12 protein-coding genes are annotated in these 16,330 nt (G+C 57.8%); 6 read left to right on the top strand and 6 right to left on the bottom strand.

Translation table 11 applies throughout. From position 1 onward, the window contains the following. Positions 1 to 389 precede the first annotated feature (389 nt). A complete protein-coding gene (locus FJV80_RS02110; protein WP_246688882.1) occupies positions 390 to 1,763 on the top strand; it encodes an O-antigen ligase in 1,374 nt (457 codons plus the stop codon). Continuing rightward, positions 1,760 to 2,713 carry an SDR family oxidoreductase gene (locus FJV80_RS02105; protein ID WP_142875433.1) on the top strand — a complete coding sequence of 318 codons (954 nt, stop codon included), beginning with the start codon at positions 1,760 to 1,762 and terminating at the stop codon, positions 2,711 to 2,713. Before FJV80_RS02110 ends, FJV80_RS02105 begins: the two co-directional genes overlap by 4 nt. Here FJV80_RS02105 and FJV80_RS02100 read toward each other — a convergent pair. Both FJV80_RS02100 and FJV80_RS02095 read right to left on the bottom strand, forming a co-directional pair. Beyond that, positions 2,701 to 3,246, bottom strand: a complete 546-nt coding sequence (locus tag FJV80_RS02100) for a sugar transferase (RefSeq protein ID WP_185975114.1) — start codon at positions 3,244 to 3,246, stop codon at positions 2,701 to 2,703. The two genes, FJV80_RS02105 and FJV80_RS02100, sit on opposite strands and share 13 nt — an antisense overlap. Before the next feature lie 154 nt (positions 3,247 to 3,400). Beyond that, positions 3,401 to 5,389, bottom strand: a complete 1,989-nt coding sequence (locus tag FJV80_RS02095; RefSeq protein WP_142875432.1) for a nucleoside-diphosphate sugar epimerase/dehydratase — start codon at positions 5,387 to 5,389, stop codon at positions 3,401 to 3,403. 397 nt (positions 5,390 to 5,786) lie between these two features. Here FJV80_RS02095 and FJV80_RS02090 point away from each other — a divergent pair, with 397 nt between their 5' ends. Further along, entirely contained in the window at positions 5,787 to 7,238 is a 1,452-nt protein-coding gene (locus tag FJV80_RS02090; RefSeq protein WP_142875431.1) for a phosphomannomutase, read from the top strand. Positions 7,239 to 7,424: 186 nt separating this feature from the next. Here FJV80_RS02090 and FJV80_RS02085 read toward each other — a convergent pair whose 3' ends face one another. Continuing rightward, positions 7,425 to 8,357 carry a glycosyltransferase family 2 protein gene (locus tag FJV80_RS02085; RefSeq protein ID WP_142875430.1) on the bottom strand — a complete coding sequence of 311 codons (933 nt, stop codon included), beginning with the start codon at positions 8,355 to 8,357 and terminating at the stop codon, positions 7,425 to 7,427. A gap of 497 nt (positions 8,358 to 8,854) precedes the next feature. Between FJV80_RS02085 and FJV80_RS02080 the strand changes: the two genes are divergently transcribed. From FJV80_RS02080 to FJV80_RS02070, 3 genes are all read left to right on the top strand, one after another. Further along, complete coding sequence (locus FJV80_RS02080; RefSeq protein WP_095770836.1) at positions 8,855 to 9,646, top strand: ABC transporter permease; 792 nt, start codon at positions 8,855 to 8,857, stop codon at positions 9,644 to 9,646. A gap of 5 nt (positions 9,647 to 9,651) precedes the next feature. Continuing rightward, a complete protein-coding gene (locus FJV80_RS02075; protein WP_095770837.1) occupies positions 9,652 to 10,353 on the top strand; it encodes an ATP-binding cassette domain-containing protein in 702 nt (233 codons plus the stop codon). 386 nt (positions 10,354 to 10,739) lie between these two features. Then, positions 10,740 to 11,918 carry a sulfotransferase family protein gene (locus FJV80_RS02070; protein WP_246688881.1) on the top strand — a complete coding sequence of 393 codons (1,179 nt, stop codon included), beginning with the start codon at positions 10,740 to 10,742 and terminating at the stop codon, positions 11,916 to 11,918. A 98-nt stretch (positions 11,919 to 12,016) separates the two neighbouring features. Here the strand turns inward: FJV80_RS02070 and FJV80_RS02065 are convergent, their stop codons facing one another. The 3 genes from FJV80_RS02065 to FJV80_RS02055 form a co-directional block, all read right to left on the bottom strand. Further along, a complete protein-coding gene (locus FJV80_RS02065; protein WP_142875429.1) occupies positions 12,017 to 13,843 on the bottom strand; it encodes a rhamnan synthesis F family protein in 1,827 nt (608 codons plus the stop codon). Positions 13,844 to 14,169: 326 nt separating this feature from the next. Further along, positions 14,170 to 15,309 (bottom strand): acyltransferase, encoded by a 1,140-nt coding sequence (locus FJV80_RS02060; protein ID WP_142875428.1) that lies wholly within the window; start codon positions 15,307 to 15,309, stop codon positions 14,170 to 14,172. Positions 15,310 to 15,493: 184 nt separating this feature from the next. After that, positions 15,494 to 16,252: a methyltransferase domain-containing protein gene (locus FJV80_RS02055; RefSeq protein ID WP_095786576.1), complete on the bottom strand. Its 759-nt coding sequence runs from the start codon at positions 16,250 to 16,252 to the stop codon at positions 15,494 to 15,496. Between the last annotated feature and the right edge of the window lie 78 nt (positions 16,253 to 16,330).

The raw sequence follows: 16,330 nt of genomic DNA, 5'->3' as shown, positions 1-16,330 counted from the left end.
GCGGGCGTTCTAGCAGATCGGCGCACGGCAAAACAATGCAAGACGAGCCCGGCAGCAGTCAGTTCGGGAATGATTTTTCCATGCTTTCGCCAAAACCCGGAAATTTCTGTTCGCAAGGCTTGCAACCGGGAAAAGGCTAGGAAAAAATTACTCGGCAGACCATGTCGACGGACGCCCCTTGAGCCCATTCCCAATCGTCGGGCACCGGCCGCCGATTTTAGGTGACGACAAGCTCCACCGCACTATCGAAAAGACAGCCCAGCCGCTATACAACCCCCGGAAGCGGGCAAGATGCGTCATCAGGCACGGGCAAATTTCAACGCGAGCACACTCGGTCGGCCGAACAGGATGTGCCGCATAGAGCTACTCGAGAATAGCGAGCCCGAAACTTGACCCGGCTTTCGTCTGCAAGTCAGCAACTCACACCGTCGCGGATCAATATCTACTTCTCCATTCTTTGCTTCTTTTTTCCGCCGGTTTTGGGATCGGTGGTCAGCTTCGTATTCAACGGCGGCGCTCTGTCGTCCGTCCTGTTGATCGCCCTCAAGAAAAGGCGCTTCAATACCGACCCGGCGATGATGGCGATGACGATCGCGATCTATGCCTATTGCGCGGCCAATCTGGTGGCGTCCATCGTCAACCATGCGATCGCCAGGGACGCATTGCACCTGATCCCGCTAGTCACCTTCCTGTTTTTCCCCATCTCCTATTCGACCTGGAGCATTACGCGGAAGACGACGCTTGTCCGTATCATCGTGCTGAGCAGCATGGCGACCTGTTTTGTCGCGCTGCTTCTGGCGGTCTTCCAACAACATTGGCTTGGTATCCGCGCCGAGGGTGGGGCCGGGAATGCAATTGTGTTCGCGGAGGTCCTCTGCCTTGCCGTGGCGGTCTGCGTGGCCGGCGCCCTGTCGGATGTCGAGCGACACAGGATCGCCCTCATTTGCGCGGCACTTGGCGGGACGATCGCCATCATCTACTCCGGCACCCGCATTGTCTGGCTGGCACTGCTGATTGCCGGTATCGCCGTTCTGCTGATCAACCAGCACAGGCTCAAGGGAAGGAACGCCATTCGCCTGCTGGTGCTGTTGCTGGCGGCCGGCGCCGTCATCGCGGCTGTCGGCTTCCAGACAATATCCGGGCGTGTCGACTTTCTGCGTTCCGACTTGGACGCGCTCGCCCTCAACGGTGACCACACGACGGCTACAGGATTGCGATTGGCCGTGTGGGATATTGGCCTGAAGGCGTTTCGTGGGATGCCGCTGTTCGGACATGGAGTGGGTGCCACCCAGGCCCTGATAAAACAGGGCTTCCACGATCAGTTCGGGATGGATGCAGGCTTCAATCATTTCCACAACGGCTTCCTGACCGCCCTGGTGCAGGCAGGACTCCTGGGCGCCTTGACGCTGGCCGCGATCTTCGTCGTTGCCGCCAGGCACGCAGCCGTGGTTTTGCGAAATAGCACCGATCCGATCGAGCGTTTTGGCGCTACCATGATTGTCATCGTGGTGATCACCTATCTCACGTCCGGGATGACAGGCATCCTGATTGGCCACGACATTCTGGACTCGGTGCTGATGGTCTTCCTGGTGTCGGGAACGTATCTCGCCTCGGGCCGCCAGGCTCCGTTGCCGCAAGACCAGGCGTTTCCGCCCGAGACGCAAGAGCGAGTGCTTCCGCCGGTGACGGAAGACGCCCTTCGTCCAGGGATGAAGATCGGGCGCTTCGATTCACTCAATAGCGGTTCAGGGCAAGACCAATGAAAGTCCTGGTCACAGGCGCGACAGGCTTCATCGGCCGTCAAGTGGTGCATCGGCTTCATGAGGCGGGCGCCGAGCTTCGCCTCGCGTCCCGCTACCCGGAGAGGCTTGGTCGGGGGCATGAGGCCATGCAGATGCCCGATGTCGATGCGCCGGCGGCTGCCTTCCTGGCGCTTGCCGGGGGTGTTACCGATGTCGTTCATTGCGCGGGTCTGAACAATGATGAAGGCAACGCCGCCGAAGCCGATTTTCGGGCGGCCAATGCGGAATTGAGCGCAAGGCTGGCGCAGGCGGCGGCCGAACAGGCAAGCGGACGGTTCATCCAGCTCTCCTCGATCCGGGCCGTGATCGGCGCGCGCGTCAGTGCAACGATCGACGAGGACACGATTCCCGATCCGCAATGCGCCTATGGGCGCTCGAAGCGCGAAGCAGAGATCAGGGTGCTGGATGCCTATGCGTCGCATGGCCGTTCCGACGCCACCGTGCTGCGGCTGCCGCCAGTCTACGGAGCCGGTATGAAAGGAAACCTGGCGGCGCTGATGCGCCTGGCCGATACGGGCCTGCCGCTGCCGACAGGTGCCCTGACGGGAACCCGCTCGCTGCTGTCATCGCAATCGACGGCAGGTGCGGTATGGCATCTGCTCAGCCTTTCGGGGCGGCTGCGATCGATCTATGTCGCCAGCGATGTGCCGCCGGTTTCGATCGCCGACATTGTCGGCGCCTTTCGCGACGGTTTCGGACGGCCGAGGCGCCTTGTGGACGTGCCGGCCAGGCCGTTGCGGGCGGCCGCGATCCTGTTGGGCAAGCGGGCGTCCTGGGACAGTCTGACCGCGACACAGATATGCGACCCTTCCCTGCTCGTATCCGAAGGCTGGCTGCCGGAGACCGGGACGCTGGAGCGGTTGGCCGAAATAGCGCGGCTCGGAGACGCTCAATCGCCTCAGTTGCGATAGAGCGTTCCAAACAGGATGCGAAGGTCGAGCCAGAACGACGCCGTCCTGAGATAGGCGGCATCCGTTTCGGCCAGAAGCCGCGGGTTGGACATGTCGATGCCCCTGATCTGGGCCATGCCGGTAATGCCCGGACGTGCCGCCAAAACCCCCAGCTGCCGGCGACGCTCGATCAGTTCCGTCTGTGTCGGCAGGCAAGGGCGCGGCCCGACCAGGCTCATCTCGCCCCGAAGAACATTCCAGAATTGCGGCAGCTCATCGAGCTTGAACTTCCGCAAGGTCCTTCCGACCGCGGTCACGGCATTTGCTGGCGCCTCGTGCGAGGGCAAGGACGGCGTGCCCTGATACATCGTCCGCAATTTGTGGCAGCGAAACAACACACCATCGCGGCCGACCCGCGTCTGGGAAAAAATCACCGGACCAGGCGACGATGCCCGCACCGCAAGCATGCAGAGCAATAGAACAGGGGATGTCACCAACAACAGCAACACCGCCGCGACGAGATCGAAGGCACGCTTCAGTCCCTTCACGGCCATCCCCTCATCACTAGCGCCATTCCAGGAAGAGTGTGAAACGGTTTTCCCGGCAAAGGCCAGGAGCGCTCTCCCGGCGGAAATTGCTCCGACACCGCCGGCCGCGGAATCGATATCCAGGCAAAATCCCGCCATTCAACCGTCAGCCGCAACGTATCTAACCTGCTTGCCCGACCCTTCTCGGGCCAGTTTCCTGCTGCGTGTCGGGCGCCGGCGTCTCCGGCAGATGGAGTTGCGCCAACACGGCAAGGGCGGAAGCCTTGTCCTGGCTCGTCATTGCCGCCTGCAACGCGGCCAGCGCAGCCTGAACCGTAGGCCACGCCACCACATCGGTCCTGAGACCGAAGATCTTGGCGATGTCGAGCGTGATGATCTCTTCGTTGGCGCCCTGTAGCGTCTCATGCAGCTTCTCGCCGGGCCTGATGCCGGTGAAGCGGATCGGGATATCCGCATAGGGCGTCTTGCCGGCCATGCGGATCATGGTCTCCGCGACCTCGAGAATCGGCACGGGTTTGCCCATGTCCAGCATATAGATGGCATAGTCGTCCTTGCCGTTACGCGACTGGGCGTCGGCGGCCGCCATGATGACGAGATCGACGGCTTCCGCCACCGTCATGAAATAGCGGGTCATGCGTCGATCGGTAATCGTGACCGGGCCGCCGGCTTCGATCTGTGCCTGGAAGATGGTCGCCACCGAACCATTGGAGCCAAACACGTTGCCGAACCGCACGGCTATGAATTTGGTGCCCGTACGGCGCCCGTCCGGCGCGATTGCGTGGCTTTCGTGCAAGGAACTGACGAGTTGCTCGGCGGCTCTCTTTGTGATGCCAAGCACCGAGGTCGGATCCACGGCCTTGTCGCTCGATATGAGCAGGAATTGCGGAACACCGCATTTGGCGGCAACCTCAGCGCAGACAAGCGTACCGAAAACATTGGTCTGGATAGCTGATTCCCAGTTCTCCTCGAGCAGCGGAACGTGCTTCAGCGCCGCGGCATGAAAGATGATGTCCGGTTTGAATTCCGTGACGACACGAGTCATCTGACGCCGGTCCGCGACATCGACAATGCGCACCTTCAGGCGATCATGGTGCTTTTCGTCGACATACTGGCTCAACTGGAAGATGCCGAACTCGGAATTGTCGGCGACCAGCACCGCTCCTGCTCCCAGCTCCAGCGACCGCTTGACCAACGTGCGGCCGATAGATCCGGCGCCTCCCGTCACCAGAACGCGCTTGCCGCCAACGAAGGCGCCAATACGCGCGATATCGGATGGCACGGTCGGGCGGCGCAGGATCGTCTCCATCTCGACTTCATCGAGAACGATCTTTCCCTCCTGCCCAAGCTGCGAAAGGCTGGAGAACTGCAAAACGGTTATGCCGCCATGCCGGGCGACACGCACAAGCTCGGAATATTCCTCGATCTCATGCTCGACGCCGCTGCCGAAAATAAGCAGGTCGATGCTCCTGGTGCCGGCGGCGTAGTCCTCCAGGACATCGATCAGGCGTGGCCGGGACGCCACCACGGGAACACCTTGAATCCGTGTGCCCAACGGTGCGCCGCGCTCGGTCGCCATGATGCCGGCAATGGAATAGCCGGTCGGCTCTGCCGTGCGCGTGAAGCGAATGATCAGGTCGGCCTCACCAAGCCGACCGACGAACAGCGCCCGCCTGGCCTGCACTTTATCGACCCTGAGGGTGAGGATGCCCCAGCTCGCGCCGTCGCGAAGAAATCGGTAGAACAGCCTCGGCGCCGATATGATGGTGAAGGAAACGAGGAAAAAGACGATGAATTGGCGTTCGTTGAGGCCAGCCACGGGCTGGATGAGACGAAACATCCGCGAAACAGCATAAAGCACGACCGTCAGAATCGCACAGCTCTTCAGAATGTTGAAAAAGTCCGGGGTCGAGGCAAAGCGCCAGATCGTGGTGTAGAGACCACAATATCTGAACAGCAGGTGGCTGATGAGAACGATCCCGGCCCAGGCGACCAGGCCTTGGTAGGAGAATGCATCGAACGAAAGGTCTGACCGGGAGAGGACGAGACTAAGCGCCACCGCAACCAGGACCATGAGCAGGTCCTGGACCATGATGATGACGCGCCGTATCTTCGGTCGAAATCCGAACACGGCTTCTGCAAAGGAAGTCATTGGCGAGTATTGAACTCCAGGCGTGAGAACTTCAACACTAATGCGGCGTCAGATCGAATACCATCCGTCACCGGCCACCTGTTCTCAGCGTCAAATCCTCGGCCCCCGCCATCGCTACCGCATAGCGTGGACGTGAGGTCATCGCCAGAGATTTTTTCACAGACAGTTCGATTGCGATCAAGTGCCGACCAGATATCGCGCAACCGGCGGAGAGGTTTAAGGTTCACGCTGTTGCCAGGAGCAGGTCGGGCGGTGCGATTGGCTGGCGTCTGACGCACTTTCCACAGCGCTGCCGTTACCCGTTCGTTCATCGCGACGCACTATTTTTCAAGCTCTCGGGGAAAACCTCGGGTGGGCGGCGAAGCGCTTTTCGGTTAACAGGGGAACCTACCTCGATATGACAGCCTTCCCTCTCATCAGCCAAAGCGAAGTGATGAAATTTGGATCGAGTGGCCTCAGAGGCCTGGCTTCGGAATTGGTCGGGAACCCGAGTGGGCTTTATACTGAGGCTTTCGCCTGGCGCCTGGCTGCCGGCGGGATTCAGCCGAATGCCATGGTGCTGGTGGGTCGTGACTTACGCGACAGCAGCCCCACCATTGCCGCCAACTGCATGGCAGCCCTGGCGGCAAGCGGGCTTCAACCGGTCGATTGCGGCGCCATTCCAACACCGGCTTTGGCGCTGTACGGCCAGCAGCATGGCGCAGCGGCACTTATGGTGACGGGTTCGCATATTCCCGCTGACCGCAACGGTATCAAATTTTACGGCCCGCACGGCGAGATCAGCAAGGCGGATGAAGCCGCCATGGCACAATACGCCGCCGGAAGATCGGGAGCCTATCGCCCTCCGCCTCCGCCAGGAACGGCCTTGCCAACACGCCATGATCAGGCGATCGCCGCCTATCGCGCGCGCGCCGAGATCATATTGCAGCCCAATTCCCTTTCCGGCATGAGGGTCGGCGTTTATCAGCACAGCTCGGTGGCGGCGGATCTGTTGGTCGAGATTCTCCAATCCCTTGGCGCTCATGTGACGCCTGTCGGGAAATCCGGTACCTTTGTGCCCGTTGACACCGAAGCCGTCAGCCCGACCACACTTGCCAAATTCAAACGTTGGGCTGGGGAATTCAACCTCGATGCCATCGTGTCGACAGATGCCGATGCCGATCGTCCGCTTATCGCCGACGAGAATGGCGATCTTTTTCGCGGCGACCTGATCGGCCTCGCCACCGCCTTGTTCTTGCGGGCAGACGTCGTCGTGACGCCGGTGACTTCCAATTCGGGCATTTCGAAAGCTTTCGGTTTCGAGGTCGTGAGAACGAAAGTCGGATCTCCCTTTGTCATCGAAGGGATGGAAGCATCATACCATGCCGGCCGCATCGTCGTCGGCTTCGAGGCCAATGGCGGCGTTCTCCTGGGATCGGATTGTTCCCCGCGCGGAAAGACACTGGCGGCATTGCCGACACGGGATTCCCTACTCCCGATCCTCGCCGTCCTGGGTCTGGTTGCATCGACAGGAAAAACGCTGTCGCAGCTGCGCGCGGTTTGGAAGCTTCCGGTTTGCGCAAGCGAGCGACTTGAAAACTTCCCGATGGAAAGCTCGCACAGCCTGATGCACCGCCTCGCGGATCGGGATGCGTTGCAGCAATTCCTGGCGCCTTTCGGGACCGTTGCCGAAGTCGACGAGACCGACGGCTTCAGGATGCGAATGCAGACTGGTGAGATCATCCATTTGCGGCCCTCCGGCAACGCACCTGAACTTCGCTGCTATTCGGAGGCTGCAAACCCGGACAGAGCGGCCGCGATCGTGGCATTGACGCTTGAAAGGGCGCGGGCGATCACGTCCGCGGATTGAACAGCGGCCGTCTCATGAAGATGGTTCTCGCACTGGCGCAAGACCCCTTCCGACGGGGTCACTGCGTTCGCTGGCCTCATGCGGGAACTCCCCGACGTATCGCCGTCAAATTGTGCCGGCGAAGAAACGCTCCGCCGATCGAGCACGGGTGCACCGCTCGACCACGCGCCTTGAAGCGATTCGATTTCAGATGCGACCCAGGATGAATGCGAGATAGAGCCCCAAGGTTCCGGCAAGGGTCTGCCGATAGACGCCGCTTGCGGCCAGAGTGCGCAAACGCTGGAAAAGACTGCCCTGCCGACCGCTTGCGAACAGGTCGAGGCACGCCGCGGCATCCGGCGTAAGGAGGTCGCGATTGACCGCCAGACCGGCAAGGTTGACATCGGTCCAGTCGGCAAACTCGCCCTTGAACAGGCGCCCAAGCCGCGAGAACCTTGCCCGCCACGACACGTTGGCGCCGACAAGGTTCGCCGCGTGCTGCCGGTAGTGCACCAGGGGCCGCGGGTCGTAGTGGACAACGCCGCCGGCGCCGGTGACAATCAGATAGGCCCACCAGTCGTGGCTGACGAAGCCCGTGCGTGCCGAAGCCCTTGCCAACAGGTCGCGTGCCGCGCGGTTGAGCAGGATGGTGTTGCCGCCGGCGATGCTTTGCACGAGCGCGTTGCGGAAGGACGGCGGCCGCCGAAACAATGGCGACTGGCCGACAAGGCTTCCCGTTTCGGTCATGGTCGCGGTTCGCGAGCAGAACATCAACGGCGTTTCCGCGCCGAACGCCTGCATCCATTGGATGGCACTTTCCAGCCTGTCCGGCTCCCAGACATCGTCCTGATCGCTGAAGGCATAGAAGTCGGCATCGATATGCCGGTCGAGTATCATCGAACGGAAATTGGCCGCGAACCCTCGGTGCGGCCCCTCGACCAACGTCACTCGACCCTTTGTCCAGCGGGACTTCCAGGCTTCGATGATGGGAACCGTGCCGTCGACGGAGCCATCGTCGGAGATCCAGAGGTCGATGAGCGGATGCGACTGTGCGAGCAGGGATTGCAACTGCTCATCAATGAACGCGGCGCCGTCTTTCGTGCCCATCAGCACCGCTATGCGCAGATCTGCCCTATCCACGAATGTCGAACACCTTACTTGAGTTCATGAAGGCGAGGTGCATCTGTGGCCGAAGTCCGAATACAGATTCCAGCTTCATCGGATGGCACCAGCTCCAGGTTCGTGGACGTGAACACCAGCACAGTGCGAACACGAAAATCGCTCATGGCCGTTCTTTCCTCAAAGGGCGATTTCCGGCCCGTCGCGTTGTATCGCATACTGTGGGCTCGAAGTCATAGCCAGAGGTTTTTTCGGGAAGAGCCGACGGTCAATAGAGAAGCGTGGCGCATCATCCTTGGGAGATTGCCGCGAGCCTGACATTAGTCTCGGCTAACGAAGAAAGCCGCATGGCATCAGCCCGTGTCCAGTTTTGCCGCAGTTGACTCTGCTCTTGACCTCGTTACGACGCAATGCGTTGCCATATGCCTGTCGAAATGGCTATTAGAGATGGGTGTGGTGGTTCGCCATGGCCAGCGAAGGACAATGCGCCAGAACAACGGATTGCGATACTCCCAGCTATGATTGCGGCACTAAACGGCGCTTTTGACGACATCTCAAAAGCCATGAGATTACACCGGGTCTGGATCGCGCTTGCCCATGAGGACATCGGCGACCAGCACAGACGCACGACGCTCGGCCCGCTTTGGATGCTGGTCAACTATTTCGCTTTCGTCGGCACATTTGCCTTTGTTTTCGTGACCAAGGACGCAAGCAACCCCAGCTATATAGCCTATGTGGCCATCGGCATGCTGGTGTGGTTCTACCTTACCGAGACCATCACCATGAGCGTGTCTCTCTTCCAGCGCGAAGCGAGCTTCATTCAGGGCACGACGCTGCCGTTGTTCGTGTATGTGATGCGATTGACGATGCAATGCATCATTCGGGCTGGTTATTCGCTGGCGGGTTGCGTTCTCATTCTGCTTTTGAGCGGTTACGGCATCAACACGAACTGGCTGCTGTCCTTGTTGGGATTGTTGCTCCTCATCCTGGCAACCCCTGCATTTGTGGTGGTTTTTGCGTTCCTGGGCGCATTCTTTCCCGACAGCGAATTCATCGTCGGCAACCTGATGCGGGTGGGCATGTTCTTCACGCCGGTCTTCTGGGTCTATAGTGGGCAAGAGGGCGTTCAAGAATATGCCTATCATTGGAACCCGTTCACCTATTTCCTGGAGGGCGTGCGCGAGCCGATCACGGCGGGCATATTTCCGGGGCATTCCTTGGCGGTGACAGGCTATTTCTGCCTCGGCCTCTGGGCTATTGCGCTGCTGCTGCTGGGCCTTTATCGCAAGCGCATCGTTTTCCTGATCTGAGTTCCATGACCTCCATCACCCTGAACAATGTCAGCCTCGTCTATCGCCTGTTTGAAAAGTTGACGCTTTCGGCGCCCGGCCGGCGTCGGAGCGCTCTCGGCGGCAATATAGCCAAGTCGGGCACCAAACAGGTCGTGCAGGCGCTCGACGGTGTCAGCTTCGAGCTCAAGGCGGGCGACCGGTTAGGGCTTGTCGGCCCGAATGGCGCCGGCAAGACCACCCTGCTCAAGGTTCTATACGGAATCTACCAGCCATCGGGTGGCACGATATCGATCGCCGGCAAGGTCGATGCCCTGTTCAACATCCACATAGGGTTTCGTCCCGAGGCCACCGGGCGCAGAAACATCGTGCTGAGAGGGTTGATCAGCGGTTGGACGGCGGCCGAGATCGAAGAGAAGATGGAAGAAATAATCGATTTCAGCGAACTGGGCGACTTCATCGACCTGCCGTTCAAGGCGTACAGCCAAGGCATGGCGGCACGTTTGGCGTTTGCAGCAGCGACCACTCTCGAGCCTGAAATTCTGCTGATGGATGAATGGATTGGCGCCGGCGACGCGTCGTTCCAGGAAAAAGCCAAACGACGCATGGACGAACTGGCGGAAAAGGCCGGCATCATCGTGCTGGCCAGCCACGACGATGCGCTCATCCAGCGCGTTTGCACGAAGAAACTCACACTTAGAGGTGGCCGGGTGGAGTCGCTGGCTTAAAGCGTCTCGCGATATTCGATATCGAGATCGAGCAAGGGCTCGATAGTCGTAGCATCATCCTTTTCCGCAGGCCGTCAACGGTCCAAAACCACTCGCGAAGCCACGGCCGAACGACAGAAATCGGCCCGCCCTGTCAGCCCCGCAACCCGACCAAGAGCTGCGTCCGTCGCGATCTTCATAGATTGACGTTTTGATAGAGGCTGGTCTAAGCGTACTGAACGTTGACCAACCGGACCGAAAAGCACCTCAATTTGATAACCCCAACAGCCGGATTGCCACAGGCACCGAGGCGTCAAGCCATCTTAATCCTGGGAATGCACAGGAGCGGAACCTCGGCGCTTGGGGGCGTAATCAATGCATTGGGAGCAGCCGGCCCGAAGACCCCGATGCCGTCGCACGCAGCCAATCCGCGCGGATTCTTCGAGAGTGCGCCCCTTGCCCTTGCCCACGACGAACTGCTCGCATTGGCAGGCTCGTCCTGGCTTGACTGGCGTCAACTCGATCAGCAAAGGATGAACTCAAAGGCAACAGAGCCGTGTCGTCAGAAAATAAAACAGCTGCTCATCGATGAGTTCGGCGACGAACCATTGATCGTTATCAAAGACCCGCGGACATGCAGATTTGTTCCGTTCATGTCGTCGATCTTGGACGAAATGAATGTCAGCCCTGTCGCCCTTCTGCCCGTACGCAATCCTCTTGAGGTCGCATATTCGCTGCGCCGGCGACATAATTTAGCGCTGCCAGCGTCCCTGCTGTTGTGGCTCAGGCATGTGCTCGAAGCTGAATATCATTCACGACACATGCCGCGATATATTTTGTCATATGAAGGGTTCCTAGCCGACTGGCGAAAGCATATGGACCGCGCAGCTGAAAAAACCGGTGTCGCCTGGCCAGCTCAGCCCGACCACTCGGACGTCAAGATCGAGCAGTTTCTGACGACAGACCTCTATCATGAAAGGTCCACGCTGGAAGATGTGCGTAATCATCCGGATGTTACGGCGCTGGTCCGTGAGACCTATCAAATTCTGACCGCAATCGCCGCCGGCGATGAAGACGATGGCTTGCTTGCTCAGCTGGATATGATGCGGACGAGATTCGACGAAGCCTGCGAAACATTTTCGGCGGCCATGGCGACGGAGGAATTGGCGGTTGCGCAATTGCATGGTGAGCTTGGCGCGCGCAGCACCGAGATAAAGTGGGTCCGTCAAGAGAATTCGAAGCTTGCGAGCTTCTTGGAACAGCAATCCGTTCAAGTCCGCGGCTTGGCTGACGAACGTGATGCCCTCGTCGGATTTCGCGACACTCTGATCGCTGAACGGGATGCGCTCGTAAATACCCAAGCGAGCTTAATCGCTGAACGGGATGCCCTCGTAGATACCCAAGCCAGCTCAATCGCTGAACGGGATGCCCTCGTAGATGCCCAAGCTAGCTTAATCGCCGAACGCGATGCGCTCCTACGGGACATGAACTGCATCGCCAATGAGCGCGACGCGCTGCTCACGTCGCGCAGTTGGCGGCTGACCGCACCTTTGCGGCTGATACGTCGCTTGTTCGCCCGTGGCTGATGCATGCGCGGACAGCAAACGCGCGGCGAGAGGCAGTTGGCGCCCTCACGAGCGACTTGCCCACGTGAGAGTGCTCTGTTTGTTGCATCGCCATCTGGCTAATCCCCAAACGCGATTATTCTTCGCAGGCCGCGATAGAGTGGCCTGAGAATCCTGAACGCTAGTGGCGATCTGAACACGATCGACCTCTTGATCGAGAAGAGGAGGCCGTGAAAGGATCTTTTCACGCCGAGGTTTCCGAATTCCGCCGGCGATGCATTCTCCAGCAATGATATCAATTTGGTTTCCAACATTACGTAGTTGTGAGCAGCATTCCTTGTGGTCATCACGTGCCGGAAGCTATAGCCGGCGTCGATTGCGACATAGGCTATGAGCCGCTCTATGGCATGGACCAAACTCCCATCCCGATAATCCATATTGGCAAAATCGTTCCAGCCCCACTCTTCTTCGAAAAGCTTCCTTAGAGCTGCAGGGCGAAACCAGTACATCCCACCGTAAGGCGCGACAGGTGTACTGTGATCCAGATGGGCATTCAGACCCAGTTTTTTGGCCAATTTTGCAACATTGGGCTTGTTGCCGAACCATGAGTTTCCCATGGTCGGATATCCAATATGGATGATCGGCGGAATAACGAGACCAAGTGCGGGGTTCTTGGCGAAAAGATCAAGCAAATTTAGAACATAATCAGGGCTGTGGAGAAGGTTCTCGAACATGTGAAGCTTGAACAAATCTCCCTTTGTGCCGTCTTGGGAAGATCGCTTGGAATGTATCCGGCATATCAAATCGTAGCGGTCCTCGAGCACATAGTCACGGCACCCGATGAGAAGGGCTGAAGTATCCCGGCCGTCATTCGACTGGACGACCAGAACCACGGCCTTTCTGCAGTTCGGTGCTTTGGTGATTGCCTGCTGGATCAACGCCTGCTTGTTGGTATTGTCGGTCGTAATGATGAGGTCATAACCCTTCGGGATGTTTTCGGTGTAGCCCAGAATCTCATCGATCATGTCGGCGTGATAGACATGGGCAAGAACAGCGATCCGAAACCGGGTTCTTCGAGCACCAGTATGCACATCTGGCAGGACGGAGAGCAGCGCGGCGTTGCTATTGAGCGTTCGGGGTGGGCCTAGGCGACCGACGCTTCTCCATATCAGCGACAAATCGTAGTCCGATCGCTCTTCGATTATCTCCAAGGCACGCGGCAGATTGATCGCCTCGCGCTCGAGAAACAGCGAGTCATGAAAGAAGAGGCGACGCTTCAGGATCGGGCTCCGGTCCTCTAGCGTTTTGTCCGGCTCCATGAAAACCGGGTATGGCGTCTTGTATCGCTCCGGATCGAGCAATACCGAACAGGTGTAGCCCAAAGCCTGAAAATGCGCTGTGAACACCATCTCGTGCTTCGCAACTGACTCCATATACGAGTTGATGGACACCATCCGGGTCCAATAGTCACGAAACGCCTTCGACTGATGCAAGGACCGCCGCACTGCGATGAAATGGGAGTTGAGATGGAAAGGCAGTTCGGATTTTGTGACGTCGATCGGATGGGGTCTTAACGCCCTGTGGGCGGAGATTCCCCAAAAGTCGCAGTGACGCCGGTCCATCTCCGAGAACATTTCCGAGAAGGGGAAAATCGGCCCATAGAAAGTGTGGTTGAAAAACAATATCTCGTCGAAGTGTGAAAGTTCATCCCACCCGATATGTTCGAGGGCAGCCCGATAGGCCCAGACATCGAACCCCTTGTTTTCCCTGACCAGGAAGTCGGCGGCGGCCTCGGAAAGGCGAGATTCGGCCGCTTCGTCCACCGGACCGTTGCAAACCACCAGCAGTTTTTCAACAAAAGGCCTTATCGATGCGATCAGGTGAAAATAATACTCATCTATCTTGCCATCTTGATCGTAATAAAATGCGATTGCCAGGCGCCTCATCGGCCTATCTCTCTCTGGTGCATATGGAACTTAAAATTGGCGCGCGCCCCGATACGGGATCGAAAGAGACGTTGGCCGCATCCTGCCACCCAGACGTCATCGAGGGATGATGTCTCCGGGTCGTCTCGTCAAAGTCCGTGATATCGGCACTATCCTGCAGAGCACATCAGGTGCACGCATTAGACCATTCGATGCCGATAAAAAAGGCCGGAGGGACGCGATCCTGTTCCGTGCCGACATGCGGCGTGCCAACTGACCCCTCACATTGGCCATGCAGAAGGTAACCAGAGTTACCCCGAAAGAAGCCTTGGGAATGAACAAGCGGCCTAACCCATTGAAGACTCAGCGAGAACCGGTTCCCCCGTCGCAAGCGCGCCGACGTTTTTGCGGCCGGCGACCCGAGACGAAAAGCGCTTGCCCCATTTGTTGACTGGATCTTCAACGAAATAATTGAGCAGGAAGGCAGACGGGATCACCAAGGCTAGAGTCATCGTCAGGCTGAGCATGAAAGCAATCGTTGGACTCTCGACCATCCCCTGGATCGACCTCATGGTCGGAATGAGCACGACGATAAAAAGGCTGTGAAGCAGATAGACCGAGTAACTGATTCTCCCCAGCCACGCCGAAACAGGATTGACGATCACGGCAACGGGGAGAAGGCCGAGCCCGACCACCAACGCACCAAACATCACCCCTTCCCAATAATATTTGTCGAATATCGCAACCTTATTTGCCGTGATGGCAAAAAACATCACAGGCACAAACGTCAGAAGAGCCAAACCTATCCGCTTTCCTTCCGGATGCTTTTCCAATATCGGCAACAAATAGAAAGCGATAAGGCCGAACGTAAAAATCGGAGCTCGATAAAGAATTGAATACAGGTAGTAATTGAATGGATCAGCAACAAATAAATTTATATTCATAAAGAAAAGGGTAGCTATGCATATAGAGGCAAAAAATACCGAAACCGACAGAATTACACCTTTAGAAAATCGATACAAAAAGGGGAATATCATGTAAAATACCATTTCCACGCCAACCGTCCAACCCGCCGGAACGATGGACGTCTGGTAACCTGGAACCAGATTAAACAGAAATGTCATATTCAACAGGATCGATTTTCCATCGATCTTTACACCGCTGAAATTGTGAATGCACATGACCAGGATAATTAGGTAAAATAGCGGAGCTATCCTGAAAAATCTCCGCAGTGCGAACCCTAATATCGGGCGAACTTCCCGATCATGAACCGGCATGCTGAGGCAGAGTGAAAACGCACTCACCACGAAAAACAGATCCACCCCCATGGTGCCGTTTACGACGAACAGATCGAGAAACGGTGCAACTGGAAGACGCGGAGATGGAAGCATCGCCACGTGCACAACGACGACCCAAATGGCCGCCAGCCCACGCAAGGCATCCAAGAAGGGCACTCGGTTCAGACTTGCGTTGTAGCTGCCGGCCAATTTGGTACCTCACGGAATTCTAACAGCACCTACTTCGAACACCGCGGTTACGCAACCTGTCGGCTTTGAAAGGGCATCATTCCGGCACGGCGCCACCTTTAGGCTGGCACCACCATCGACCCTGCGGGGGCTATGATTAGCAGCAGATTGGCAGCAGTTAAATCTGTCCCGGCGGTACATCCAGTCAGCTTTTAGTCCCCAGCCGTCGCTTCAAAATCGCGCAGAATTCAAAAGTGTTGTGCGGCGTGGCATAGACTTGCTCCACGTCAAGCCCAATGAGGCCGAGATTGGCAAGTACCTCTATTCCGGAGCGGAAACTCTGCGGGGTGAATTGCCAGGCGTGCACATCGATGTAGGCCCCGCCGGAATTGTCGTACCCGCTCATTGCCTGCGAGACAGTCGTCATATCTTGCCGAAATTTTGCGACCCCGTGATCTCCAGCCCAATGGCGTGCCGCGTCATTATGCGTGGTTAGAGCTATGTGTTCGATAACGCTCGTTGCGGTGTGAACCTTGTTGCCCCGAGCGCCGATGAAATCCGCAATTGAGCTCTCTGGAATGAAATGATCGAAGCAGTAGCGCTTGTCCGGGATAATCAGGAGGTATCTGCCCGTCGGCACGAGAATTCTCGCCACCTGGTTCAGATGATAGATCAGATCCGGTTGATGCTCGATGCAGTGACTGCTCAGGCAAAAATCAAACTTTTCGTCGACGATACTCAAGTCGCCATTGCTGGAGACATAATGAATATCGACGGGGCTGGAGTAGGCATAGCCGATCGCATCCGCCCTCTTGATCAGTCCGTGTTTGTCCATGACGTCGAAATATTTAATATTTCGGCCACGCAGGGTTGGATTCGTGAAAGGCCCCAGTTCGAGGGTTGATTTGCGACCGACAAGAGCGGCAAGCTCATTTCTGCTGAATTCTGGCGGAGCGGCATCCATGTAAAAATCCTCGGTTGGTTCGGCTTCATGTGGCGCGCTTGGCATTGCAGCAGCGGCCGCTTAAGGCTGAAAATTCCA

Origin of the sequence: Mesorhizobium sp. WSM4310 (assembly GCF_007003935.1) — a bacterium.
In the GTDB taxonomy this organism is placed as follows: Bacteria; Pseudomonadota; Alphaproteobacteria; order Rhizobiales; family Rhizobiaceae; genus Mesorhizobium.
This window is presented reverse-complemented; position numbering and strand designations above follow the sequence as displayed.

Bases quoted from the DNA above. Each gene is read 5' to 3' on its own strand.
- FJV80_RS02105 (WP_142875433.1), top strand. From the start codon at position 1,760: ATGAAAGTCCTGGTCACAGGCGCGACAGGCTTCATCGGCCGTCAAGTG.
- FJV80_RS02100 (WP_185975114.1), bottom strand. From the start codon at position 3,246: ATGGCCGTGAAGGGACTGAAGCGTGCCTTCGATCTCGTCGCGGCGGTG.
- FJV80_RS02095 (WP_142875432.1), bottom strand. From the start codon at position 5,389: ATGACTTCCTTTGCAGAAGCCGTGTTCGGATTTCGACCGAAGATACGG.
- FJV80_RS02090 (WP_142875431.1), top strand. From the start codon at position 5,787: ATGACAGCCTTCCCTCTCATCAGCCAAAGCGAAGTGATGAAATTTGGA.
- FJV80_RS02080 (WP_095770836.1), top strand. From the start codon at position 8,855: ATGATTGCGGCACTAAACGGCGCTTTTGACGACATCTCAAAAGCCATG.
- FJV80_RS02075 (WP_095770837.1), top strand. From the start codon at position 9,652: ATGACCTCCATCACCCTGAACAATGTCAGCCTCGTCTATCGCCTGTTT.
- FJV80_RS02070 (WP_246688881.1), top strand. From the start codon at position 10,740: ATGCCGTCGCACGCAGCCAATCCGCGCGGATTCTTCGAGAGTGCGCCC.
- FJV80_RS02065 (WP_142875429.1), bottom strand. From the start codon at position 13,843: ATGAGGCGCCTGGCAATCGCATTTTATTACGATCAAGATGGCAAGATA.
- FJV80_RS02055 (WP_095786576.1), bottom strand. From the start codon at position 16,252: ATGGATGCCGCTCCGCCAGAATTCAGCAGAAATGAGCTTGCCGCTCTT.